Annotated in this window: 17 protein-coding genes; 9 read left to right on the top strand and 8 right to left on the bottom strand. The window is 70.4% G+C overall.

All coding sequences use genetic code 11. The annotated features are described in order from the left end of the window. Positions 1-54: 54 nt before the first annotated feature. Positions 55-1,407, bottom strand: a complete 1,353-nt coding sequence (locus ROR02_RS09220) for a diguanylate cyclase domain-containing protein (protein ID WP_147163734.1) — start codon at positions 1,405-1,407, stop codon at positions 55-57. Between the two features lie 82 nt (positions 1,408-1,489). Next, positions 1,490-2,863: a M48 family metalloprotease gene (locus tag ROR02_RS16620; RefSeq protein ID WP_170245053.1), complete on the bottom strand. Its 1,374-nt coding sequence runs from the start codon at positions 2,861-2,863 to the stop codon at positions 1,490-1,492. 153 nt (positions 2,864-3,016) lie between these two features. Here ROR02_RS16620 and ROR02_RS09210 point away from each other — a divergent pair, with 153 nt between their 5' ends. The 8 genes from ROR02_RS09210 to ROR02_RS09175 all read left to right on the top strand — a co-directional run bounded on the left by ROR02_RS09210 (position 3,017) and on the right by ROR02_RS09175 (position 14,745). Continuing rightward, positions 3,017-4,009, top strand: a complete 993-nt coding sequence (locus tag ROR02_RS09210; protein WP_147163733.1) for a DMT family transporter — start codon at positions 3,017-3,019, stop codon at positions 4,007-4,009. A gap of 130 nt (positions 4,010-4,139) precedes the next feature. Further along, positions 4,140-5,711 carry a 2,3-bisphosphoglycerate-independent phosphoglycerate mutase gene (gpmI, locus tag ROR02_RS09205; protein ID WP_147163732.1) on the top strand — a complete coding sequence of 524 codons (1,572 nt, stop codon included), beginning with the start codon at positions 4,140-4,142 and terminating at the stop codon, positions 5,709-5,711. Positions 5,712-5,778: 67 nt separating this feature from the next. Further along, positions 5,779-7,098, top strand: coding sequence for a murein hydrolase activator EnvC family protein (locus ROR02_RS09200; protein ID WP_170245052.1), 1,320 nt, complete (start codon positions 5,779-5,781; stop codon positions 7,096-7,098). Next, positions 7,095-8,429, top strand: coding sequence for a S41 family peptidase (locus ROR02_RS09195; RefSeq protein WP_147163731.1), 1,335 nt, complete (start codon positions 7,095-7,097; stop codon positions 8,427-8,429). The genes ROR02_RS09200 and ROR02_RS09195 overlap by 4 nt, the downstream gene beginning before the upstream one ends. A gap of 31 nt (positions 8,430-8,460) precedes the next feature. Then, positions 8,461-10,140, top strand: a complete 1,680-nt coding sequence (locus tag ROR02_RS09190) for a divergent polysaccharide deacetylase family protein (protein ID WP_147163730.1) — start codon at positions 8,461-8,463, stop codon at positions 10,138-10,140. Next, the gene (locus tag ROR02_RS09185) at positions 10,137-10,628 is read left to right on the top strand and encodes an RNA pyrophosphohydrolase (RefSeq protein ID WP_147163729.1); all 492 of its coding nucleotides are present in this window, start codon (positions 10,137-10,139) and stop codon (positions 10,626-10,628) included. Before ROR02_RS09190 ends, ROR02_RS09185 begins: the two co-directional genes overlap by 4 nt. Before the next feature lie 86 nt (positions 10,629-10,714). Next, on the top strand, positions 10,715-11,722 hold the full coding sequence (locus tag ROR02_RS09180; protein ID WP_147163728.1) for an NAD(P)H-dependent glycerol-3-phosphate dehydrogenase: 1,008 nt from the start codon (positions 10,715-10,717) through the stop codon (positions 11,720-11,722). 104 nt (positions 11,723-11,826) lie between these two features. After that, positions 11,827-14,745: an EAL domain-containing protein gene (locus tag ROR02_RS09175; protein ID WP_147163727.1), complete on the top strand. Its 2,919-nt coding sequence runs from the start codon at positions 11,827-11,829 to the stop codon at positions 14,743-14,745. Here the strand turns inward: ROR02_RS09175 and truA are convergent. The 3 genes from truA to def are packed head-to-tail and all read right to left on the bottom strand — an operon-like array spanning position 14,724 to position 16,957. After that, positions 14,724-15,476: a tRNA pseudouridine(38-40) synthase TruA gene (truA, locus tag ROR02_RS09170; protein ID WP_147163726.1), complete on the bottom strand. Its 753-nt coding sequence runs from the start codon at positions 15,474-15,476 to the stop codon at positions 14,724-14,726. The genes ROR02_RS09175 and truA overlap by 22 nt on opposite strands. Before the next feature lie 18 nt (positions 15,477-15,494). After that, complete coding sequence (gene fmt, locus ROR02_RS09165) at positions 15,495-16,412, bottom strand: methionyl-tRNA formyltransferase (RefSeq protein ID WP_147163725.1); 918 nt, start codon at positions 16,410-16,412, stop codon at positions 15,495-15,497. After that, positions 16,409-16,957, bottom strand: coding sequence for a peptide deformylase (gene def, locus ROR02_RS09160; RefSeq protein ID WP_147163724.1), 549 nt, complete (start codon positions 16,955-16,957; stop codon positions 16,409-16,411). The genes fmt and def overlap by 4 nt, the downstream gene beginning before the upstream one ends. A gap of 209 nt (positions 16,958-17,166) precedes the next feature. Here def and ROR02_RS09155 point away from each other — a divergent pair, with 209 nt between their 5' ends. Next, the gene (locus ROR02_RS09155) at positions 17,167-19,932 is read left to right on the top strand and encodes a [protein-PII] uridylyltransferase (RefSeq protein ID WP_147163723.1); all 2,766 of its coding nucleotides are present in this window, start codon (positions 17,167-17,169) and stop codon (positions 19,930-19,932) included. A gap of 120 nt (positions 19,933-20,052) precedes the next feature. On the opposite strand, the gene ROR02_RS09150 is transcribed toward ROR02_RS09155, so the two are convergent. The 3 genes from ROR02_RS09150 to ROR02_RS16615 all read right to left on the bottom strand — a co-directional run. Further along, positions 20,053-20,616: a DUF4167 domain-containing protein gene (locus tag ROR02_RS09150; RefSeq protein WP_147163742.1), complete on the bottom strand. Its 564-nt coding sequence runs from the start codon at positions 20,614-20,616 to the stop codon at positions 20,053-20,055. 593 nt (positions 20,617-21,209) lie between these two features. Next, a complete protein-coding gene (locus ROR02_RS09145) occupies positions 21,210-22,430 on the bottom strand; it encodes a hypothetical protein (RefSeq protein WP_147163722.1) in 1,221 nt (406 codons plus the stop codon). Next, positions 22,427-23,621 (bottom strand): hypothetical protein (locus ROR02_RS16615; protein ID WP_170245051.1); only part of this gene is annotated, 1,195 nt, incomplete at its 5' end. The genes ROR02_RS09145 and ROR02_RS16615, both read right to left, overlap by 4 nt.

Below are 23,621 nucleotides of genomic sequence, written 5' to 3'. Positions count from 1 at the left end.
AAAGGATCGGTCGATCCTTGGGGAAAAAGGGCGTGAGCCGGGAGACGGCGGGGATCAGGACGACGCGCGGGGGATGGGGACGCTTTCATCGCCCTCGGCGAGGTCGGGCGTGAACACGCGCACGCGCAAGGATCCGGTCCGCTTGGCAGCATACATGGCCAGGTCGGCGGTGTGAATCAGCGCCTCGCGGGAGGAGGCGAGGCGGGGGTACAGGCTGACGCCGATGCTGGCGCTGACCTTGTGGATCGTGTCGTCGATGGGGATGGGGGCGCGGATGGCCTCCAGCAGGCGCCCGGCGATGGCCTGGGCCTGGGTTTCGTTTTCGCAGCCGCCCAGCACGGCCACGAACTCGTCGCCACCCACCCGGGCCACCATGTCGTCGGGACGGATGACCTCGCTCAGGCGGTGGGAAATGCACGTGAGCACCTGGTCGCCCACGCCATGGCCGAACTTGTCGTTGATGGGCTTGAAGCGGTCGAGGTCGATGAAGGCCAGCGCGACCTGGCGGCGATCCTCGCGGGCGCGGGTCATCACCTCGTCCAGCTTGGCGTCGAAGGCGGCGCGGTTGGGCAGGCCGGTGAGGGGGTCGTGCAGGGCCATGCGCAAGGCGCGATGCTCGGCTTCCTTCTCGGCGGTGATGTCGCGCACGACGCCGACCATGCGCAAGGGGCGTCCGGATTCGTCGCGCAGCAGGTTGGCGGTTTCGCGCAGCCAGTGGGTTGATCCGTCGGGCCAGGTCACGCGGAAATCCTCGTCGTGGGGGCGGGCCCCCTCCAGGCACAAGGCCAGGCTTTCCTCGACCTGGGGCGTGTCCTCGGGGTCGATCAGGCTGACCAAGTGGTCGCGCCGGGGCGGAAAGGCGCCGGGCTCGACGCCCAGCAGGGCAAACATCTCGTCGGACCAGAACAGATGATTGCTGCCCAGGGTCAGATCCCAGATGCCAATGCCGGCGAAGCGTTGCGAGGTGCTGGCCCGCTCCTCGGCGGTGCGCAGGCGCGCCAGTTCCTGCTCGGCGCTGAGGTCGCGCAGCAGCCACAGGCGGTTGGTGGCGAGCGGGGTGGCGCAGATCATCAAGGCGGGGAACCATCCCCCGTCCGGGCGGTGGGCGGTGCCGCGCACGGAAAGGGTGCTCCCCTGGGCCAGGGCGGCGCTGACGGTGCCCCCGAACAAAACGCGGGCCAGCGTGCCCGGGCGGATGCCGTCGGGATAGCCCAGCATGGTGGCGGCCCGCCGGCCGGCCCACACGACCCGGCCGAAGCGGTCGATTTCCATCACGCCTTCGCTGGTGTGCTCCAGCACGGTTTCCAGCAAGCGCAGACGGTCGCGCACCCGCCACAGGGCAGCGGCGACGCCGGTCCCGAGCAGGGTCAGCAGCAAGGCGACGGCAACGAAGACCTGGCCAGTCATGGGTGTGGAACTGTTCGCGGCGACAGGGGCGGAGAGCTGGTCATCCGATGGGCAAAAAAAGCCGCATCCAGCCCCCCGGCGATTACTGACATATCAATCGCAGGTCTGTCCAGTCCACCGGGTCCATCGCGACGTCGCCACCGCGTGGCGCGGCGCCCAGGCGTCGCAGCCGGGCCGACGAAAGCGGGTTGTTTTGCACGAAAGCGGGAATTTCCAAGGCTCCCAGGGTTTCGGGGCGTGCCGCGTCGCTCCCGGGCTCGTTTTGCCCCGGGCGGGCAAGGGTCTGGTCCTCGATGAACAGCGAGAGGCTTCGCGCGCGCAAGCCGGCGTCGCGCAACAAGCCCATGGCTTGGGCATCGGCGGTCACGATCTGGTCCATCGAGCGGGCCAGGCCGGTTTCCAGGTAGCTCTCCAGGCGCAGGGGCCGGGCCTCGTGGAGATGGACGAGCAAGGGCAGGAAGGCGCGCGCGCCGTGGCGGCGCAGCACGGCGACGGTGCCCTGGCGCAGAAGGGTCTGGGCCAGGGTCTGGGCCACGATGCCCGCGACTTCGTCGGGGCTGCGCAAGGAAAGCAGCAACCCTTCGCTGAACACCAGGTGGCCGCCCGGGAATCCCAGCGCCACGACGGCGGGGGTGTGCAGGACCTCGGCGGTGAGGGGCCAGGGGGCGGGGTGGGCGCGGTCGAGTCGGCGCAGCAGGCGGTCCAGGGCCAGGCGGCCGGGCAGGGCGTCGCACACCCGTGTCCGGCTTTCCTCGTGGAAGCGGGCGAGCAGGGCATCCCCCCAGGCCTGTTCGGCGCTGGCGGGAACAAAGGCTTCCAGGCGGTTGGCGACTCCGGGCAGGGACAACAGGCCAAGCCCTCCCAGCCCTCCCAGGAGGAACGCCACCAAGGCGAGGCCCCCCCCCTTGAGCAGGCGGCGCGGCGAAGCCAGGGTCAGGCGCCAAAGGGCGAGGCGCGCGCGCAGCCACGGCCAGCCCGACAAACGCAAGGGGTCGCCGGGCGCCCTTGACGGAGCCTGAAACAGCGCCAGGAACGGCGCCAGGAGGGCGTCCAGGGCCCGCCCGGGGCCGGAGCGCGACGAAGGGGAATCCGGCCCGGGTTCAGGGGAGGCGCGGGGGCGGGGCCTGGGGGCGGGGCGGCCACCCGAGGGAGGGGGAACGTCGATGTCCAGGCGCTGGCCGGGGGTGGGGCGGCAGTGCAAGGCCAGGCCGGTCCCGGTGGCCGGGCGCGGCCGCACGACATCGTTCCAGGCCCAGGCCGCCACCAGCAGGCCCTGGGCATCGCGGATTTCCAGCAGCCGGGGGGTGGGCAAGACGGTCACCGCCACCGGCTGCCGTCTGGCATCAGCGGAGAAGCGGCCATCGTAGGGCCGTCCGGCTTCCAGGCCAAACCTGAGGGCATGCCCGCCCGCGCGGGCGCTTGGTGACTCGATCATGTCGCGAGAATGAAGGATCATCCCCAAGAAAACGTGAAAGGAAGCCCGGGCGGGGATCGCGAGCGGCGCGAGGCGGCATCTTGATCTTTTGGCGCGCGGACCCCCACCCTCGCGGTGGCGGGTCCCGGCGCGGGCCCGATGGTTTTCCCGATGTCAGGCAAGGGCCGCGTTCCGATGAAGGCGTTGTCTTCCCCCAAGTCCCCGACTTCTTCCTTTGTCCCCTCCCGGCCCGAGCGGCCCGGGCTCGGGATTTTGTGCCTGGTGGGCACCACCTTGATTTTCGCGGGCCAGGACGCGATCACCAAGCATCTGGTCGCGCTGTATCCCGTGTCGTTCATCGTCATGGTGCGCTACTGGGTGTTCGCCGTGTTCGCGCTGGGCCTCGCGTGGGCGGGGACCCGGGGCAAGGGGCCCGGCGCCCTGGCCGGGGCCCTGAAAAGCCGCCGGCCCTTGATCCAGATCGTGCGCGCCTTGCTTCTGGTGAGCGAAATCGCCCTGATGGGGCTTGCCTTCCGGTATCTGGGGCTGGCCGAGGTCCAGGCGGTGTTCGCCATTTACCCGCTGATGGTCATGGTTCTGGCCATTCCGGTCCTGGGCGAGCGGGTGGGCTGGCGGCGCTGGGCCGCGACCGGGGTGGCGTTCGCCGGCCTGCTGTTGATCGTGCGCCCGGGCCTGGGCGCCTTTCAGCCGGCGGCCCTGTACGCGGCCCTGGCGGCCGCCCTCTACGCGCTGTTCATGGTGCTGAGCCGCCTGGTCAGCCGCGACGACGGGGCCGCCACCACCCAGGTGTACGCGGCCGGCATCGGGGCCCTGGTGCTCAGCCTGTGGGGGTTGGGCGAGTGGCCCGTCCTGCCCGTCGCGGATTGGGCCTGGCTGGGCGCGCTCGCGTGCCTCGCGGTGGGCGCGCACGTGCTTTTGCTGGCCGCCTTGACGTTTGCCCCGGCCTCGGTGTTGCAGCCCTACAATTACCTGATGCTCGTGTGGGCGATCGGCGTGGGCTACGCGGTCTTTGGCGACGTGCCCGACGCCTGGACGCTGGGCGGCGGCGCGGTGATCGTCGCCTCGGGGCTTTATGCCCTGCACCGCGAGCGTCTGCGGGCCCGCCGGACGCCCGCCGGCGGCCCGCCCCCGCAACCGGTCACGCAAAAGGAAGGCCGGAGCGCGTGAAACGTTTTGACCGCTTCGATGGAACGGCCCATATCCCAGGAAATGAAAGGGCGCGAAGGATCGCGGCCGGTGTGCGCCTTCCCGCCTTGCGTTCATTTCCCTTGCCGGCGTTGCCAGACAGGACAAGACCATGACCGTGCCCGTGACCGCCCGCCCCCGCCCGATGGTGCTGTGCATCCTGGATGGCTGGGGTCACCGCGACAACCCGGCGGACAATGCCATCGCACTCGCCCGCACGCCCACCTGGGACCACCTGATGGCAACCTGCCCGCATGCCCTGGTCGAAACCAGCGGCCTGGATGTGGGCCTGCCCCACGGGCAGATGGGCAACTCCGAGGTCGGGCACATGAACCTGGGCGCGGGCCGGGTGGTGATGCAGGACCTGCCCCGCATCGACCAGGCGATCGACAACGGATCGTTCTCCGACATGCCCGCGTTCACGAATTTCGTCGAGGCGTTGCGAACCAGCGGCGGCACGGCGCATGTCATGGGCCTGCTGTCGCCGGGCGGGGTGCACTCGCACCAGCATCACATGGCGGTGATCGCGCGGCGCCTGGCCGAGTTGGGGATCAGGGTGCGCGTGCACGCCTTCCTTGACGGTCGCGACACGCCGCCGCGCTCGGCGACGGGGTTCATCGAAACCTTCCAGGAGGAAGCAGGGCCGGCGGCGCCGATCGCCACCGTGTCGGGGCGCTACTACGCCATGGACCGCGATAATCGTTGGGACCGGGTGGAAGCGGCCTGGAACGCCCTGGTCGAGGCCCGGGGCGAGCAGGCCGCCGATCCCCTGGAGGCGGTCAGCGGATTCTACGACGCCCACGACAAGGGCGACGAGTTCGTGCTCCCGACCGTGATCGAGGGGTACACCGGCATGGCCGACGGCGACGGGGTGTTTTTCGTCAACTTCCGGGCCGACCGGGCGCGCGAGATCACCCGGGCGCTGATGGATCCCGGCTTCGATGCCTTCGCGCGGCGCCTGCCCCGGTTCGCCGCCCGGCTGGCCATGACGGAATACTCGCGCGAGCACAACGCCTTCATGGAGGTGCTGTTCGCCCCCGAAAGCCTGCGCAACATCCTGGGCGAGGTGGTTTCGGCCGCCGGCCTGACCCAGTTGCGCCTGGCCGAGACCGAGAAGTACGCCCACGTCACCTTTTTCTTCAACGGGGGCGAGGAAACCCGCTTCCCCGGCGAGGAACGCATCCTGGTCCCCAGCCCCCGGGTGGCGACCTACGACCTGAAGCCCGAGATGTCGGCTCCGGAGGTGACCGACGCCCTGGTGGGCGCGATCGAGGGCGGCCAGTTCGACGTGATCATTGTCAACTACGCAAACGGCGACATGGTGGGGCACACGGGCATCCTGGAAGCGGCCATCCGCGCGGTTGAAACGGTGGACACCGGCCTGGCCCGGGTCGAGGCGGCGCTGAAGGCCGCCGGCGGCTGCATGCTGCTGACCGCCGACCACGGCAACGCCGAGATGATGCGCGATCCCACCACCGGCGAGCCCCACACCGCGCACACGGTGGGCAAGGTTGACCTGCTGCTGGTCAACGGTCCGCACGGGGTTGGTCTGAAGGACGGGCGCCTGGCCGACATCGCGCCCACGCTGCTGGCCCTGATCGGCCTGAAGCAGCCGGCCGAAATGACCGCGGAGAGCCTCCTTCAAAAGGCCGGGGCTTCCCCCCGGACCGGCACCGGTGAATAACACGCCCTTCCGGGCGTCCCGCGTCCGCCGGGCCCTGGGGGATTCCCCCGGGGCGCGGGGGGGGCGCGTGGCACCGGCAAGGGCGTGGCGGGCCCTGGCCCTGGCGGCGCTGGTCGCCGCCGGGACCGGGCTGGCGGCCAATGGCGTTGGCGCGGCGGATCCGTCGCCCTCGGACCTGGAGGAAGTCGAACGCGCCTTGCAGCGCGAAAAGGCCGAACGCGCCCGCCTGGAGCGCGAGGCCGCCTCGACGGAAAAGGAACTGGCGGGCCTGGGCCAGAAGCTGGCGGCGGCGGCCAAGCGGGTGCAAGACCAGGAAGAAACCCTCTCGGCCCTGGAGGCGCATCTGGCCGGGCTCAACCGGGAGGAAGAAAGCCTGCGCGCGGCCCTGGCCCGGCGCGACGAGCAGATCGTGCATGTGCTCACGGCCGTGCAGCGGCTGGCCTGGCGCCCTTCCGAGGCCCTGCTGGTGCAGCCGGCGCCTCCCGCCGACACGGTGCGGGTGGCGATCTTGCTGCGTCAGGCGATTCCCCGCATTCGCGAGAACGCCCAGGCCCTGGCCGGGCAGCTGGTGGCGCTGCACAACATCGACACGGCCATCCGGGCGCAGCGCGCCCAGATCCGCGCGACCAGCGACGCCCTGCGCGCCGAGCACACGGGCCTGCAGGCGCTCAGCCGCGAGAAGCAATCGATGATCCGCGATCTGCGGGCCCGGGGCCAGGCGGCGGAGGAACGATCCTCGCAGCTGGCGCGCGAGGCCCAGGACATGCGCGACCTGCTGGCCCGCCTGGAGGCGGAAAAGAAAGCCCGCGAGGAAGAGGAAGCGCGCGCGCGCAAGGCCGAGGAGGAACGCCGCCTGGCCGAGGCCCAGGAGCGGGCCCGGGCCCGCGCCGCCCTGGCGACGCGAGCCAAGCCCGAAACGCCCGTGGCCTCGATCGAGACGCCGGCGCCCCGGCCGTCGGGGCACGAAACCGGGTTCGAGCGCGCGCGGGGCGCCATGCCCTTCCCGGCGCGCGGCCGGGTCGTGAATACCTATGGCGAGCATCTGAGCCTGGGGGGGGTCTCGCGGGGCTTGCGCATCGCCACGCGCTCGGGGGCGCAGGTGGTGACCCCCCACGACGGAACGATTGCCTTCGCCGGGCCCTTTCGAGGGTATGGCAATCTCTTGATCATTGATCATGGCGGAGGATATCATACGCTGCTGGCGGGGCTTGGCCGGATCGATGGTGTGGTGGGGCAGCGCCTGACCGCGGGTGAACCGGTGGGGACCATGCCGGTCGCGGACGGGAGCGGGGACGCGCCGACCCTTTATGTGGAGTTGCGCCGCAAGGGTCAGCCGATCAACCCTCTTCCCTGGCTTACGGCAAGCAAAGGCAACGCAAGCGGATGACCTTGAAGAACTGGATCATGGCGGGCGCCCTCGCTGGGTCGGCGTTCACCGCCGGGTACCTTTCGGGTGGGGGGTGGGCCGAGGCCCGCGGGGGCAGCACCTACGAATTGCTTGATCTCTTCGCCGACGTCTTCGAGCGTGTGAAACGCGATTACGTCGAGGAAGTGGCCGACGAACCCCTGATCGAGGCTGCCTTGAATGGCATGCTGTCCTCGCTCGATCCCCACTCGGGATATCTGAACGCCCAGAGCTTCGAGGACATGCAAGTCCAGACCCGGGGCGAGTTCGGCGGGCTGGGCATCGAAGTGACCATGGAACAGGGGCTGGTCAAGGTCGTTTCGCCGATCGACGACACCCCGGCGGCCCGCGCCGGTCTGCAGCCGGGCGACCTGATCACCCATCTGGATGGGGTCAGCGTCATGGGCATGGCCCTGGCCGACGCCGTCGACAAGATGCGCGGCCGGGTGGGCACCGACATCCGCCTGACCGTGCGTCGCGGGCCGCAAAAGGTGTTCGATGTCACGCTGACCCGGGCCGTGGTCACCATCAAGTCGGTGCGCTCCCGTCTGGAAGGCGATATCGGCTACGTGCGCATCACCACCTTCAGCGAAAAGACCGATGATGGCCTGGTCGATGCGATGAAGGCGCTCAAGCGTCAGTCCAAGGGCAAGCTGAAGGGCTATGTGCTGGACCTGCGCAACAATCCGGGCGGCCTGCTGGAACAGGCCATCGCGGTGGCCGATACCTTCCTCGACTCGGGCGAGATCGTTTCCACGCGCTCGCGCGACCCCAAGGACACCCAGCGCTTCAATGCGCGCTCGGGCGATCTGGCCGACGGGCTGCCCGTGGTGGTGCTGATCAACGGGGGCTCGGCCTCGGCGTCCGAGATCGTCGCCGGCGCCTTGCAGGATCATCAGCGCGCCCGCCTGGTGGGAACCCAGTCCTTTGGCAAGGGATCGGTGCAAACCATCATGCCGTTGCCCGGACACGGCGCCATGCGGCTGACCACCGCGCGCTACTACACGCCTTCGGGGCGCTCCATCCAGGCGGTGGGCATTCATCCCGACGTGGTGGTGGAACAGCCGGGCAGCACCTTGCCGCCCGGAATGCCCCAGGGCGAGGCATCGTTGCCGCACGCGCTGAACAACGACACCCCGGGCAAGATCCACCCGGCGGATCGGGTGGCTCCTGACTCGGACCCGTCGGAACCGCCCGTTGAAGAGATTCCGGAGCCTCAAAAGGACGGGGCGAACGGAACCGACGCGCAGTTGCAGCGGGCCCTTGACCTGTTGCACGGCGGCGAGGCGGCCCAGTCCCAGGCGCCGAACTAACGGCGCCGGACATCAAGCGGGGTAACGAACCGTGGCAAAAGGTCCCTCCCGGTCGCGCAGGCTCGCCTCGGACGAAGACGACGACGAGGACGACTTCGGCTTCGGTGGCGGCCGGGAGCGTCTGCTCGACAACGACGAGGATCGCTCCTCCGGCCGGGCCGGGGGAGGGGTTCTCCTTTGGGCGGGGCTGGCCACGATTCTGGGCGGAGGACTGATCGGGGCGTGGCTGCTGGTCGCCGGGGAGGCGCCGCCTCCCGTCGCCCCCCCGTCGGGGGGGGAAGCGGGGGCCAGCGCGGTGACCCGGACCCTGCCCCCGCCGGGATCGGCCGGCGATCTCACCCGCTTGCGGGAAGCCTCCTTGATGAGTCCGCCCGGACTGGAGGACTCGGGGCATTCGATGGAACGCCGGCCCTGGCTGTCGGAAACCGGACCCGACACGCCCGCGCCCGAGTCGGCTTCCTCCGCCGGAACGCCCGGGGATCACGCCACGGCGGCTTCCCCTCCTCCCTCCTCTCCCCCCTCTCCCCCCTCTCCCTCCTCCTCTCCCCTTTCCCGGCACGCGCCACCGGCCGACGCCCCGGCCAGCCCGGGCCCGGAACCCCAGGCCGGCGCGGCTCCGGCTCCGGCGCCGGTTCACGGCGACCAAGCCCCGGCACCGGCGCACGCGGACGCCCCCGCCACCGCCCCCGAATCCCCCAGCCTGGCGCGCGCCCTTCCCGCCATGGCGGCCGGAGGGGCGGCCGGGGAGCCGGCCGGTTTGTCGCGTCCGTCCGCCCGGTTGCTGCCGGCGGCCCCGGCCGGCGCGGAACCCCCTGTTCCGGCCCTGCCGGTCGAGGAGGGGTATCGCCCCGGACGCATGCCCCGGTTCAGCGACCTGCCGCCGCCGGGATCGCTGGGCGCGCAGCCGCTGCCCGACGCGCCGTTGACCAGCCTGCTGCGGGCGTCCGATCAGGGCCTGCTGCCCGTGATCGCCCAGGACGGGCGCATGGCGTGGCGCACCTACGCCCGGCCGTTCGAGGGCAATCCCTCGGCACCCCGCATTGCCATCGTGGTGACCGGGCTTGGCATGCGCTCGCCGGCGACGCGGGCCGCCATTACCCAACTGCCGCCCGACGTGACACTCGCGTTTTCGCCCTATGCCCCCAACTTGCCGGTGTGGATGGGCCAGGCCCGCCAGGCCGGGCATGAAACCGTGCTGGAACTGCCCGTTGAGTCGGTGGGCTTTCCGGCCACCGATCCCGGGCAGCTGGGCTTGCTGTCGATCGTGTCGGAACTGGAAAACCGCAAGCGGCTGGAATCCACCCTGGCCAGCGCCGGCGGCTACGTGGGGCTCATCGCCACCAACGTGGGGCGGGTGACCAATTCGGCCGCGTCGATGCGCCCCATCCTGGAGGTGCTGAAGGAGCGTGGCCTGTTGTATGTGCATCGGGGGGAGGCCCAGGCGGTCAATACCAACGCCGACGTGGCGCCACCGGTGAACGTCGTGACCACCGTCATCGATTCCCCCCCGTTCCAGCGGGCGATCGACCTGCGCCTGACGGCCTTGGAAGACGCGGCCCGGGCCCAGGGGTTCGCGGTCGGGACGTTGAGCGCGTCGCCGCTCGCGCTCTATCGTCTGACGCAGTGGCTGGGCACCTTGGAAAAGCGTGGCTTCGCGCTGGCGCCCGTATCCGCCGTGATGCTGACCTCGCAGGAGACTTCGTCCCGATGAAACCTTCTTCTCCTCCGGCCGACCCGTCCTACCGGCGTGGCGTGGGGATCATGCTGATCAACGCGGCTGGCCTGGTGTTCGTGGCCCAGCGCATCGATGTCGCGGCCGAGGCGTGGCAGATGCCCCAGGGCGGCCTGGAACCGGGCGAGGAGCCGCTGGCGGGGGCGTTGCGCGAACTGGAAGAAGAGATCGGCACCGCCCGGGCCGAGGTTCTGGGGGAAACGGCGGGGTGGCTGACCTACGACCTGCCCCAGCCCTTGCAAGGGGGACTGTGGCGCGGGCGCTATCGCGGCCAGACCCAGAAGTGGTTCGCCCTGCGCTTCACCGGACAGGACCAGGACATCAACCTGGCGACCGAGCATCCCGAGTTCCGGGAATGGCGCTGGGTGCCGGTGGAAACCCTGGTGGCGCGGATCGTCCCCTTCAAGCGGGCCCTCTACGAAGCCGTTGTCGCCGAACTGGGCTCCTACGCCCGTCCCGTCGCCTGACCCCTTTGGTTCCCTTCGGCTTCCGGGCCGGGCCCCAAGGCCTGGCGTGGGGGGCGCGTGGGGGATTTTGCCGGATTCAATAAACCATGGATACAGTGTATTCCAATTTGTGTGTTCTGGGTGGTGGCGCCTGGGGCACGGCCCTGGCCCAGACCGCGCGGCGCGCGGGCCGGTCGGTCATGATGTGGGCGCGGGAGCCCGAGGTGGCCGAGGCCATCAACACCCGCCATGAAAACACGGATTTCCTGCCGGGCGTGCCCCTGGATCCGGCCTTGCGGGCCAGCGCGTCCCTGGGCGAGGCGCTGGCGGGGGCCGAGGCGGTTCTCGTGGTCTGCCCGGCCCAGGCCCTGCGCGCGGTCCTGGCGGCGGCGGGACCCGTCTGGCCCCAGGGAGCCCCCATGGTGCTGTGCGCCAAGGGAATCGAGCAGGGCTCGGGCCTTTTGATGACCGAGGTGGCCGCCGCCGCCCTGCCCGAGGTCGCCCAGGCGGTGCTGTCGGGCCCCACCTTCGCCCACGAGGTGGCCTTGGGCCGCCCCACGGCGGTGACGGTGGCGGCGACGGATCCGGATCTGGCCGAGCGGGTGGTCGCCACGCTCGGCACCAAAACCTTCCGGCCCTACGCGGGAACCGACCCGGTGGGGGCCGAGATCGGAGGCGCGGTCAAGAACGTGCTGGCGATCGCCTGCGGTATCGTTGAAGGGCTGGGCCTGGGCGACAACGCCCGCGCCGCGCTGCTGACCCGGGGGCTGGCCGAGATCATGCGCCTGGGCCGGGCGCGGGGCGCCGATCCGGCCACCCTGGCCGGGCTGTCGGGGCTGGGGGATCTGATTTTGACCGCGACCAGCACCCAGTCGCGTAATTTTTCGCTGGGGCTGGCGCTGGGCGAGGGGCAGGCCCTGGCCACGCTGCTGGACGGGCGGCGCTCGGTGGCCGAGGGCGTTCATACCGCGCGTGCTGTTGGCGCGCTGGCGGATCGCCTTGGGGTGGAAATGCCGATTTGCCAGGTTGTCAACGCCCTGCTGGAAGGCACGCAGGACGTTAGTGCCGCGATGGACGCGCTTCTGTCGCGTCCGCTTCGGACGGAAATCGACTAGTTCCAAGAGGATGGCCACCTCCCGCCAGCGTGTGCTAGGGTCCTGATCGGCGCCCTTTCCCCAAGGGCGTGCGTGGTTTTGACGCCGGCCAGGATGGGCGATGGATGCTCAAGGGATGGACCAACCGCACGGTGCCCCCGTTGCACTCCTTGATTGCGTCATGGGGGGGGCGCCTGGTTTTCGCGGCGGGGCTGCTGAGCATTGGGGGCGCCACCGCCGCCGCCCTTTGGGACCACTCCCTTCCCTCCGGGGACGGCGCCCTGGCCGCGCAGGCGGCCCGTCTGGGGCTTGATCGACAGATCACGGGCGTTCTCACCCGCCTGGAACGCCAGCGGGCCGACCTTGACACCCATGTCCGCGAGGAAATCCGGGCCCACAGCGCCGAGGGACTGGCTCTTGTCCAGGCGTTGAACCAGCAGCTTGGCGCGGTGGTGCCGGCCGAGGTCCTGCGCCCCTTGATGGTCGATTCCTTGCGGTCCCTGGGCTCCTTCCACGGGCTGGGGGGCTATTTCGTCATCAACGAGCATGGCCATGCGCTGCTGGCGCCACAGGGGCGGCCCGGGATGGGCGCGGCCAATGCCGACTCCGAGGCCCAGGGTGGCACGCTGATCCCCTCGCCGGTCACGGCCCTGGCGGTTCCCGGAGCCGAAGGCTTCGTGCGCTACGAGGACGAGGCCCCCCCCGGGGCGTCTGGCCGGACCATTCTCGCCCATTTTCGCCCCTTCCCCGCGCTGGGCTGGACCGTGGGCGCCGCCGCCGACCTGACGGCGCTGGAAGCCCAGGGGCAAGAGGTACTCCTGAAGGACCTGCGGGCCGAACGCGGGACCGACGATCCGGGTGTCTTGCTGCTCCCGGCCGAGGGAGCCCGCGAAACGCCCGCCCTGGGGGCGGATGCCACGGCGTTGGCCGCGCTGCCGGGCGGATCCGCGCTGGTGGCGTCGATCCAGGCCCTGGCGCGGACCGGCGGCGGGGTTGCGCGCGTTGACTGGCCCTTTCCCCCGGGGAGTCCCCCGGCGCCGGGCCTGGTGCGGGTGAAGGTGTTCGAGCCCTGGCACTGGGCGGTGGCGGTGGGCGAACGCGAGCCCGCTCCGCAAGCCGCCGCCGGCGTGCTCGCGGCGTGGACGGACAGCGGGCCGGTCCTTCTTCTCCTGGGCGGCCTGCTGGGCGGTGGTGCCCTGGGCGTGGGCCTCCTGGTGTTCGGCATGGGGCGGGCGGTGCGCCAGGCCCGGGCCTCGCTGGCCGCGCAGGCCCTCGCTCTTGAGGAACGCGAGCAAGAGCGCAGGCTGGTCGGCCAGGTCATCGAAACGGCGGCCGAGGCGGTGTTGATCACCGACAGCGAGCTTCATATCCAGCGGACCAACGCGGCGTTCAGCCATCTGACCGGGTATCCCGCCGACGAGGTTCTGACGCGCTCCTTGTTCCTCCTCGCTTCCGATCGCCACGACCGGCGTTTCCTGGTCACCATCCGCAGCGCCGTGCGCGCGACCGGCTTGTGGCAGGGCGATTTCTGGGTGCGCCGGCGCGACGGAGCCGTGGTGCTGTGCCGGTTGCGACTTGCGCAGGCACGCACCCAGGAAGGGAAAATCGGCAACCACGTGGCGTTGCTGTCCGACATCTCCGAACGCAAGGCCGCCGAGGAGCGCATCCGGCAGCTGGCCTATTTCGATCCCCTCACCCAGTTGCCCAACCGCTTGCAGCTGCGCAACCGTCTGGCGCAGGCGATGGCGGCCACCGAGCGCTCGGGCAGCCAGGGGGCGGTGCTGTTCATCGACCTGGACAACTTCAAGACCCTGAACGACACCCGGGGCCACGACATCGGCGACAAACTGCTGATCGAGGTGGCGGCGCGGCTGCGCGACGCCTTGCGCGAGCGCGACGTGGTCGCCCGGGTGGGCGGCGACGAATTCGTGGTGATCTTGCCCCACCTCGACGCGGATCCCGCCGAGGCGGCCGCGCAGGTGGAGCGGGTGGCCGAGAAAATCCTGATCCGCCTGAACGTGCCGTGCGAGATCGAGGGGCTGGCGCATGTCACCACCCCCAGCATCGGCGCGTGCCTGTTCTCGGGCGAAAGCGAGTCGGTGGATACGCTGCTCAAGCATGCCGACACGGCCATGTACCAGGCCAAGGCCCGGGGTCGCAACCGGCTGTGCTTCTTCGAGCCCGCGATTCAAGATGCCCTGATGCGCCGCTCGCGCCTGGAAAACGACCTGCGCGAGGCCATCGACCGCGAGGAGTTCGTGCCCTTCTTCCAGCCGCAGGTGGACGACGAGGGCACGCTGGTGGGGGCCGAGGTGCTGGTGCGCTGGATCCACCCCAAGGCCGGCCTGATCGGGCCCGGCGAGTTCGTGCCCCTGGCCGAGGAAACCGGCCTGATCGGCGCCATGGGCCGCCAGATGCTGGAATGTACCTGCGCCTTGATCAAGAAATGGGAAGCCGAGGGGATCGGCGGCTCCCTGGCGCTGGCCGTCAACGTCAGCGCGGCCCAGTTCCGCGATCCGTTGTTCGTCAAGCAGGTGCTGGATCTGCTGTCGCACTATGGGGTGGATCCCGGGCGCCTGAAGCTGGAACTGACCGAAAGCCTGGTGATCGACGACATCCAGGGCAGCATCCGGACCATGAACCGCCTGAAGGCCGAGGGGCTGGGCTTTTCCATGGACGATTTCGGCACCGGGTATTCGTCGCTGTCGCAGCTCAAGCGCCTGCCGCTGGATCAGCTGAAGATCGACCGCTCGTTTGTCGAGGACGTGACCAGCGATCCCAACGACGCGGTGATCGTGCGCACCATCATCGCCATGTCGCGCAGCCTGGGCCTTGATGTCCTGGCCGAGGGAGTGGAAACCCCCGAGCAACGCGCCTTCCTGGTCGCCAACGGCTGCCAGGCCTTCCAGGGCTTTCTGTTCAGCCCGCCGGTCGATGCCCGGACCTTCGAGGACATGCTGGGCGGGCCGGTGACTTTTCCGGTGTCCGATCTCCAGGCCTGGCGTCCGGGAGGCCGGAAGGACTACCCGTTGTCTTCCTCGTAGCGCACGCGGTCGAAATACAGGCCGTCGGCCGGGGCCGTGGGGCCGGCGGCGGCGCGGCTGCGCGCCGCCAGGGCCGAGGCCACGTCGTCCGCCGTCCAGCGCCCTTCCCCGACCAGGACCAGGGTTCCCACCATGTTGCGCACCTGGTGGTGCAGGAACGAGCGCGCCCGGGTGGTGACGTGGATTTCCTCGCCCACCCGGGCCACCCGAAGATCGCCCAGCGTCTTGACGGGGCTGTCGGCCTGGCACTCGCTGGCCCGGAAGCTGGAAAAGTCGTGGCGTCCGATCAGGACACGCGCCGCGTCGTCCATGGCCCGGGCGTCGAGATCCCGGGGCAGCCACCACACCCGGCCGCGATCCAGGGTCGGCGGGGCCAGGCGGGTGAGGATGCGGTACAGATAGGCGCGTTCAATGGCGGAAAAGCGGGCGTGAAAGGTGTCGTCCACCTCGCGGCTGGCGACCACCGCCACGGGATGCGGGCGCAGATGGGCGTTCAGGGCCTTCATCACGGTGCGCGCGCCATAGGCGCGGGGCAGATCCAGGTGCGCGCCCTGGCCCAGGGCATGCACGCCCGCGTCGGTGCGTCCCGAGCCATGAACCCGCACCTGTTGCCCGCACAGGCGAAAGGCGGCGACTTCCAGGACCTCTTGCACCGACAGGCCATTGTCCTGGCGCTGCCAGCCAACGAAGGGGCGGCCGTCGTACTCGACGGTCAGGAAGTAGCGGGGCATGGCCTGACAGGGTTTTTGTTACGAAAGAACGGTGCCCGCGGGGATGGGGCACCCGCGCAGGAAGGCTTCGGCCGCCATGGGCGCGCGCCCGGCGCGCTGCAAGGTGACAAGGCGCACGGCGCCCTCGCCACAGGCCACGAGCAGGCCATCGTCCAGCACCGTGCCCGGCGCGCCCTGGCCCGGCTCGGCCCGGGTCATCAGCACCTTGACCCGGTCCTTGCCCAGGGGGAACCAGGCACCGGGGAAGGGCGAAAAGGCGCGGGCCTGGTGGTCGATCACGCTCGCCGGGCGACTCCAGTCCAGGCGGGCCTCGGCCTTGTCGATCTTGGCGGCGTAGGTGATGCCGTCCTCGGGCTGGGGGCGGGCGGTCAGGGAACCGGCGGCCAGGGCTTCCAGGGCGGGGCCGATCATCCGGGCGCCCAGCGCCGACAGGGCGTCGTGGAGCGAGGCCGCCGTGGTCTCGGGGCCGATCGGCACGCGCTCCAGGGCCAGCATGGCCCCGGTATCCAGGCCTTCGTCCATCTGCATCAAGGTGATGCCGCTTTCGCTGTCGCCGGCTTCGATCGCGCGCTGGATGGGCGCCGCGCCGCGCCAGCGCGGCAGCAGCGAGGCGTGGATGTTGACGCAGCCCAGCCGGGGCGCTTCCAGGATGGCGCCGGGCAGGATCAGGCCATAGGCGGCGACCACCGCCACGTCGGCGTCGAGCGCGCCAAAAGCCGCCTGGTCGGCCGGATCGCGCAGGCGGGCCGGGGTGAACACGGGAAGACCCAGGGCGAGGGCGGCGGCATGGACCGGAGTCGGGCGCGGGGCCTGGCCCCGTCCGGCGGCGCGGGGCGGCTGGCTGTACACGCCCACCACGGTGAAGCGCTCGGCCAGGGCGTGGAGCACGGGCACCGAGAAATCAGGGGTGCCCATGAAAACAACGCTCAGGCTCACGCGACCACTCCCTTGGCCGGGGCGCGCTCGCGCGAGGGGCCCGAGCGCATCATCTTTTTCAAGCGGCGCATGACCATGCCCCGGCGCAGGGCCGACAGGTGATCCACGAACAAGGTGCCTTCCAGGTGGTCGATTTCGTGCTGCAAGACCACGGCCAGCAGGCCATCGGCCTCGATCTCGCGCCCGGCGCCGGTTTCGTCGAGATAGGCCACCTTCACCCGCGACGGACGGACCACGGTTTCAAACTGCTCGGGCAGGGACAGGCAGCCTTCTTCGTAGGGGCTGGTCTCCTCGGAGGTCCACACGATGCGCGGGTTGGCAAGGCGCAAGGGGCGCGGTTCCTCGCCCTCGCGGGCGGGATCCACCACGATCACCTGGCGCGACACGCCGACCTGCGGCGCGGCCAGGCCGATGCCCGGAGCCGCGTACATGGTTTCCAGCATGTCGTTCATGAGACGCACAACGGCCGCGTCGACCGAGTCCACCGGCAGGGCCTTGCGTTTCAGGCGCGGATCCGGCGCCGTCAGGATGGGAAGCAGGGCCATGGGCGATCCGTCTCTTGTCCGTGTTTTCAGGAATTCTCCCAAATAAGGCGAGGAAGCCCTGGCGTCAAGAACGCCCGCCTTGCCTTGAGGCAATTGATTTGTTTCGATCGTGGCCCCGAGGGCCGCAAGCCGATATACAAGAAAGAACGACGTTTCCCATCCCCAGGGATCCCCCGATTCCGGTCCCTTCCCCGGACCAAAGAGGTCGCATGTCTCGGACCCGCATCCGCAAGCCCCGCGCCCTGATTGATCGCAAGGCGTTGACCGTCATCCTGGAGGACATGGTGGCCTCGGTCCCCGACAACCGGGACCGCCGGGCGCGCCTGCTGCCCTTGCTGCGCAAGGCGCTGGCCGACGGCCGCGCCGAGGTCAAGCGCCGTTTCCTGAAGGAACGGGGCACCGGAGCCGCCGCCTTCGCCGAGAACAGCTATCTGATGGATCAGATCATCCGGCTGTTGTTCGACTTCGTGACCGTGCACGTCTACCCCCGGGGCAACCGCACCACCGGCGAGCAGATGAGCGTGCTGGCCGTCGGCGGTTATGGCCGGGGCGAGATGTCGCCCCACTCCGACATCGATCTTTTGTTCCTGCTGCCCTACAAGTCCACGCCGTTGCATGAACAGGTCGTCGAGTTCATGCTTTACGTGCTTTGGGACCTGGGGCTCAAGGTCGGGCACGCCACCCGCTCGGTGGATGAATGCATCCGCCAGGCCCGGGCCGACACCACCATCTGCACCGCCTTGCTGGAAGCGCGCTTTTTGTGGGGCAACCGCGAGCTGCCCTTGGCCTTGCGCCAGAAGTTCCAGGCCAATGTCGTGGCCGGGGCGGGCGCCGACTTCATCGATTCCAAGCTGGCCGAGCGCGACGAACGCCACGCCCGCATGGGCGACAGCCGCTATGTGCTGGAACCCAACATCAAGGACGGCAAGGGCGGCCTGCGCGACCTGCACACCTTGCTGTGGATCGCGCGTTTCATTTACGGCGTCAGTGAAATGTCGGAACTGGTGGCCTGCGGGGTGCTGACCCCCGACGCGGCCAGCAAGTTCACGCGCGCGCGCAACTTCCTGTGGACGGTGCGCTGTCACCTGCATTACCTGACCAACCGTCCCGAGGAGCGCCTGACCTTCGACGTTCAGCCCGAAATCGCCGCGCGCATGGGCTATGCCGACCGCAACGGGGTGCGCGGCGTCGAGCGCTTCATGAAGCACTACTTCCTGATGGCCAAGCGGGTGGGCGACCTCACGCGCATTTTCTGCGCCGTTCTGGAAAACCAGCAAAAGCGGCGCCCGGGCCTGTCGATGACCAGCCTGCTGGCCCGCAAGCGCAACCTCGCGGGCTTTCGGGTGGACGCCGGGCGTCTCGCGGCCCCGGCCCCCGACACCTTCCGCAAGGATCCGCTGGCGATCATGCGCCTGTTCAAGGTGGCGCTGGACCAGAACCTCGACATTCATCCCGACACCTTGCGCCTGATCACGGAAAGCCTGCCCCTGGTCAAGACCCTGCGCCAGGACCCGGCGGCCAACGCCTTGTTCCTGGAGATCCTGACCGCGCGCAACGATCCGGAAACCGCCTTGCGCCAGATGAGCGAGGCCGGGGTGCTGGCGCGCTTCCTGCCCGAGTTCGCGCGGGTCACCGCCCAGATGCAGTTCGACATGTACCATGTGTACACGACCGACGAGCACACCATCCGGGCGATTGGCCTGTTGCACCGCCTGGAAACCGGGGCCATCAAGGACCTGATGCCCACGGCCGCGCGCGAGGTTCACAAGATCCTGTCACGGCGGGCCTTGTACGTTTCGGTCCTGCTGCACGACATCGCCAAGGGACGCGGCGGCGATCACTCCGTGCTGGGGGCCGACATCGCGTTGAAGCTGGGCCCGCGCCTGGGCCTGAGCCCCGAGGAAACCGAAACCGTTTCGTGGCTGGTGCGCCATCACCTGCTGATGTCGCGGATCGCGTTCAAGCGCGACGTGGACGACATCAAGACCATTCTTGATTTCGTCGAGATCATGCAGTCCGTCGAGCGGCTGCGCCTGCTGCTGGTGCTGACCACCGTGGATATCCTGGCGGTGGGGCCGGCGGTGTGGAACAACTGGAAGTCCTCTTTGCTGCGCGAGCTGTACATGCGCGCGGAAGACCTGATCACCGGCGGCTTCCAGGCCGAGGCCCGCGACAAGCGGGTGGCCGACCGGCGCGAGCAGCTGGCCCTGGCCCTGACCGACTGGCCCGAAGCCGAGCGGACCGCCTACCTGGAGCGTCATTATCCCGCCTACTGGCTGACCTTCGACAGCCTGACCCATATCCGCCACGCCCGGGTGATCCAGCGCGCGCGTGAAACCGGCACGGTGGTGGCGGTCGAGGTTATTCCCGATACCCACCGGTGCGTGTCCGAGGTCATCATCTACACCGAGGACCACCCGGGCCTGTTTTCCAAGATCGCCGGGGCCATGGCGCTCGCCGGCGTGACCATCGTGGATGCGCGCATCACCACCATGACCGATGGCATGGCGCTGGATACCTTCACCGTCCAGGCCCTGGACGGTCAGGCCATCGCCGAGCCCGACCGCATCGCCCGCCTGACCCGCACGGTCCGGGGCGTGCTGACCGGCGAGATCAACCTGTCGCGGGCCCTGTCCGAGCAAAGCCCCCGCCTGCCCGAACGCACCCAGGCCCTGCCGGTGCGCCCGCGCGTGCTGATCGACAACCAGGCCTCGAAAACGCACACGGTGGTCGAGGTCAACGGCCGCGACCGCCCGGGCTTCCTGCACGCGGTGACCCAGGCCATGACCCGGGTAGGGGTGCAGATCTCCTCGGCCCGGGTTTCAACCTTTGGCGAGCGGGCGGTGGACGTTTTTTATGTGAAGGATGTTTTCGGCATGAAGGTGGTGCATCGCACCAAGCTGGCCCAGATCCGCGAGGCGCTGGAAGAGGCCATTGCCGATCCGGCCGAAACCGCCTCGCCCCTGGTCGGCTGACCCGGCGGGTCGGGGGGACGTCGCGGCGGATCACGGAGCGGGCGGCGGGGCAAGGAAACCAGCGGGGGGGGAAGGTGGCGCGTCGAAGCCTTCCCGCTTCCCCGATCCGGGCGCGGGCCGTCAGGCCGGCACCGACTCGTCGCGTCCCTCGCCGCTGGACTCGGCTTGTTCCGCCTGCTGGGGCTCGGCCGCCGGACGGCGACGACGACGCGGCGCGCGCTCGGGCTTGGGCGGGGCGCTGGCGGGGCGGTCGTCCTCGGCGACGGAGGGCTGCGGTTCCACCCCCGGGTCCCGGGTCACGATCACGTCGGGCTGCGGGCCTTCGCCGGGGCGGGGCTCGGAAGAGCGCGCGTTGTCGTAGCGGTGGTAGTCGCGGCTGTTGTCGCGGCTGTTGTCGCGAAGGTCTTCTTCTTCCATCCCGTCGTCGTCGTCCTCGAACGCGCCGGTGGGAGGCAGCTGCTCGTCGGGCTTGATGTAGCGCCCGGTCAGCGCGTTGAGCACGCGCTGGTAATGGTCGGCGTGCTGGTGGCAGTTTTCAGCCAGGATGCGATCGCCCTGCGAGGCCGCGTCGCGGGCCATGGCCAGGTACTTTTCAACCAGCTGCTGGGCATTGCCTCGGACACGGACGCCGGGACCGTTGGAATCGAACACCTGATTGCGGTTTGGGGGCCGCTTGCCGTTCATGTTTCGACTGCGGGGGCGGCCGCGCGAGTTCGCGTTTTTCATGGTCCCGTCAAATCTCCAGGATGAGGACTGCTTTTCCACGGTGTTTCCTTGGATTCCATCAGCAAAACCGCCCACCAACCCGTGGGGCGTCGTTTGTCCGAAGGGAATCTCTGTTGCCCAGGCGCCGGGCGGTGCCATGACCCAGGTTGGTTCAGGGATATCGCCGCGTGCCCCGGGGATCGCCCACGATCCCACGCGCTTGCTTTCACAGTGTCGCGGCCTTCCGGCCACGCCTTCGCCGGCCTGGAAGATCAGGCTTGCGCATAGGGGAAAGCCGACCGCCTGTCAACCCCCGCTCCCGTCCGCTTCCGGGTTTTGTTCCCGGGACGGAGCGCCTTACCCACTCTTTGACCTGGCGTGAGTTCACCAAGGCGGCATGGTTCCACGGCCAGTTCGCCCACCCCGGAGCATCGTGCGTTGAACCGGATCCAGGGACGACGCTCTAAGTCTTTGTTTTTGGCTTCGACTTATCCGAAAAGCGGCTTCCGCTTTCGGCTCCTACTCTAGGCGCTCAGGGGCCCTTGTGCCAGCGTTTTCTTCCTTTCAAGGGCTCAAGGCGCCTTCGTATCCCGTTCGATTCTATCGGTAAAGGGATGATAGGTCTCGCCGGGGCGAAGGCGGACGACGCTGGTTTCCCGAGGGCCCCGGCTAATTGCCAAGGTGGCGCCGTCGGGGGTCACATGCAAGACCCGGGCGTGCGGCGGGGGCGCATCCCCAGGGCCCAGGGCCTTGCCATTCACCCAGAGTCGCCATGCCGAGGGGGCGGCCCACATCAATCCGTCCAAACCGAGGTCGGCCAGGTCGCGCCAGCCCGGCGGGCGGCCCCAGGGACCGGCCTGGATGGCCTGGCTCAGCCGGGGCAGCTCGGCCGGGTTGCCGACCAGAACGGTGGCGGGCGCGGGCGCGGGCGGCAGGTCGGGCACGGCCAGGGGCCCCGGGGGCGGCGGTGGCGGGGCGGGCGCGCCGGCGTGCTCCAGCGTGGTGGCGTTCAAGCGCGCCTCGAAGGCCACCAGCGCGACCGGCTGGCCGGCCCGGATGGCGGCAAGGGGCAGGGCGGGCCCCGTTTCCTCGCGCCACAGGGCGAGGCGCGCAAGGCTCAGGTGTCCCTGGCCGTCGCTCAGAAGGGCGTCGATCAGCGACAGGATGTCGCCATCGACCAGGGCGGCCCCGGTCAAGGTCAGGGGGCGGACCGTGCGCGCAAGGCCTGGCGCCGGTTCCTCGCGCTGGGGGGTGTCCCATGTCCAATCGAGGCGGCCCAGGCGCCGCTCCTCGGCCAGGCGCAAGGTGGTGGCGATGAGCAGATCCGGGCTGGCGGTGGCGAACAGGCCGTTTTCCCGGCCCTGCTGCCAGCGCGCGGCCAGGGGGCGCAAGGCGTCCAGCTCCTGCTGGCGTTGGGCGACGCTGGCCCGCTCCCGGACCAGGGTTTGGTGCAAGGCGTCGATCCGGGCGCGCTGGGCCTCGGCCTTCACATGCGCCACCCCGGCGACCGCCAGGGCCGCGCCCGCCAGGAACGACAGTCCCAGAAGCCGGACCAGGGGCGAAACCGGGCGGTGGCGGGGCTGAAGCACGCGGACGATGCGCGGCAGGGCCATCGTGCCCGGGGCCGAGGGCGTGCTCCCCTCCATGGCGAGGGAACCATCCGGGGCAGGGGAGTCCTCCGGGGCCGCGAGGGGGGCGGACTCCCCGGGAAGGGGGCGGGGTTCGGCCGACAGCGGCAGATCCCCGGCACGGGCTTCCAGGTCAAGGGGGCCGGCGGGCGGGCGGGGGATCATGGCGGCGCTCCCAAGGTCAGGTGCAGCACCACGGCGGGCTTGTCCGGGGCCAGGGCGGAGGGCAGTGGTCCGGCCAGGGTGCCCTGGCGCGGCCCGGACGGGGGCGGCGGTGTTTCCAGAACCAGGGGCTGGCCGGGAAACGCCAGGGCAAGGCGCTGGCCCAGGGCGGCGAGGGTGTCGGGGGTGGTCCTGGGTTCGGGCGCCAGCGTGACGTGCACGTCGAGGCCGGCGCCGGTCCGGGTCAGTTCCAGCCGGGAAACGGCCGTTTCGGGGCCCAGGGCGGCGCGCAGGCGCGCGGCGATCTCGGGGGGGTGGGGCAGGGCGGCGGAGGGCGGCGGCGGCAGGGCCCGCAGAACCTCGGGGGGCGCGGGCAACTGGGCCAGGGCCTCTTCCAGGCCGTGGGCGCTGGTGCGCAGGGCCTCGATCTCGTCTTCCAGAGCGGCGATCCGGGTGGCCTGGGTGGGCAGGGCGGTCAACTCCATCCCGGTGCCGGCCAGCCCGAGGAACGCGAGCACGCCAAGCGTGGCGGCCAGGCCCTGGCCCGACGTCGCGGGCGTCAGATGCGCGCCGATCAGGGGCAGGCGAACGGCGGCGGGATCGACAGGGCGCAGGTCCACGCTCTCGCGGGCCGGGGGCGTGAGGGCCCACAGGGCGGCCAGGGTCTCGGCGGCGACCGACGGGGGCGTCTGGTCGTCCAGGCAGGCCCCGGGCACGCTGTCGGCGACCCGGGCCGTTTCGGGAACCAGGACCGGGCCGCCATGGGCCAGGGGCGCCAGGCGCTCGGCCAGGGCCGGGGCCTCGTCGGCGGGCCAGCCCAGCACCACCAGGGCGCAGGGGTCGCCGCCGCGATAGCCGCGCCGGCGCAGGTAGGCGAGCAGGGTTTCCCCCTCGCCCAGCACGGTGTCGGGGTCGGGAGCCGACGGCCCCAGGCGCGCCAGGACGGGCCAGCCATCGCGGTAGGCCACCTGGCGCAGCCCCGCCCGCCCGGCCAGCCACACGATCCCCCAGGGCGGCGGGGCGTGGCCGTGGGCGGCCAGCAGGTGCGCGGCCAGCCCCGGCAGGCCGAGGGCCGGTGCCCCCAGGCGCGGCGCCCGCCAGGGACCGGCCAGGCGCCCGAGCGGTCCCAGGTCGTGGCGCCAGGCGCCCAGGCGGCCATCGGCGTCGCCGCACCCGGCCGCGACCAGGCGCAGG

Source organism: Pararhodospirillum oryzae (assembly GCF_007992075.1).
GTDB classification, from domain to species: domain Bacteria; phylum Pseudomonadota; class Alphaproteobacteria; order Rhodospirillales; family Rhodospirillaceae; genus Pararhodospirillum; species Pararhodospirillum oryzae.
This window is presented reverse-complemented; position numbering and strand designations above follow the sequence as displayed.

Coding starts and splice junctions, on each gene's coding strand:
- ROR02_RS09220 (WP_147163734.1), bottom strand. CDS start 1,407: ATGACTGGCCAGGTCTTCGTTGCCGTCGCCTTGCTGCTGACCCTGCTC.
- ROR02_RS16620 (WP_170245053.1), bottom strand. CDS start 2,863: ATGATCCTTCATTCTCGCGACATGATCGAGTCACCAAGCGCCCGCGCG.
- ROR02_RS09210 (WP_147163733.1), top strand. CDS start 3,017: ATGAAGGCGTTGTCTTCCCCCAAGTCCCCGACTTCTTCCTTTGTCCCC.
- gpmI (WP_147163732.1), top strand. CDS start 4,140: ATGACCGTGCCCGTGACCGCCCGCCCCCGCCCGATGGTGCTGTGCATC.
- ROR02_RS09195 (WP_147163731.1), top strand. CDS start 7,095: ATGACCTTGAAGAACTGGATCATGGCGGGCGCCCTCGCTGGGTCGGCG.
- ROR02_RS09185 (WP_147163729.1), top strand. CDS start 10,137: ATGAAACCTTCTTCTCCTCCGGCCGACCCGTCCTACCGGCGTGGCGTG.
- ROR02_RS09180 (WP_147163728.1), top strand. CDS start 10,715: ATGGATACAGTGTATTCCAATTTGTGTGTTCTGGGTGGTGGCGCCTGG.
- ROR02_RS09175 (WP_147163727.1), top strand. CDS start 11,827: ATGCTCAAGGGATGGACCAACCGCACGGTGCCCCCGTTGCACTCCTTG.
- truA (WP_147163726.1), bottom strand. CDS start 15,476: ATGCCCCGCTACTTCCTGACCGTCGAGTACGACGGCCGCCCCTTCGTT.
- def (WP_147163724.1), bottom strand. CDS start 16,957: ATGGCCCTGCTTCCCATCCTGACGGCGCCGGATCCGCGCCTGAAACGC.
- ROR02_RS09155 (WP_147163723.1), top strand. CDS start 17,167: ATGTCTCGGACCCGCATCCGCAAGCCCCGCGCCCTGATTGATCGCAAG.
- ROR02_RS09150 (WP_147163742.1), bottom strand. CDS start 20,616: ATGAACGGCAAGCGGCCCCCAAACCGCAATCAGGTGTTCGATTCCAAC.
- ROR02_RS09145 (WP_147163722.1), bottom strand. CDS start 22,430: ATGATCCCCCGCCCGCCCGCCGGCCCCCTTGACCTGGAAGCCCGTGCC.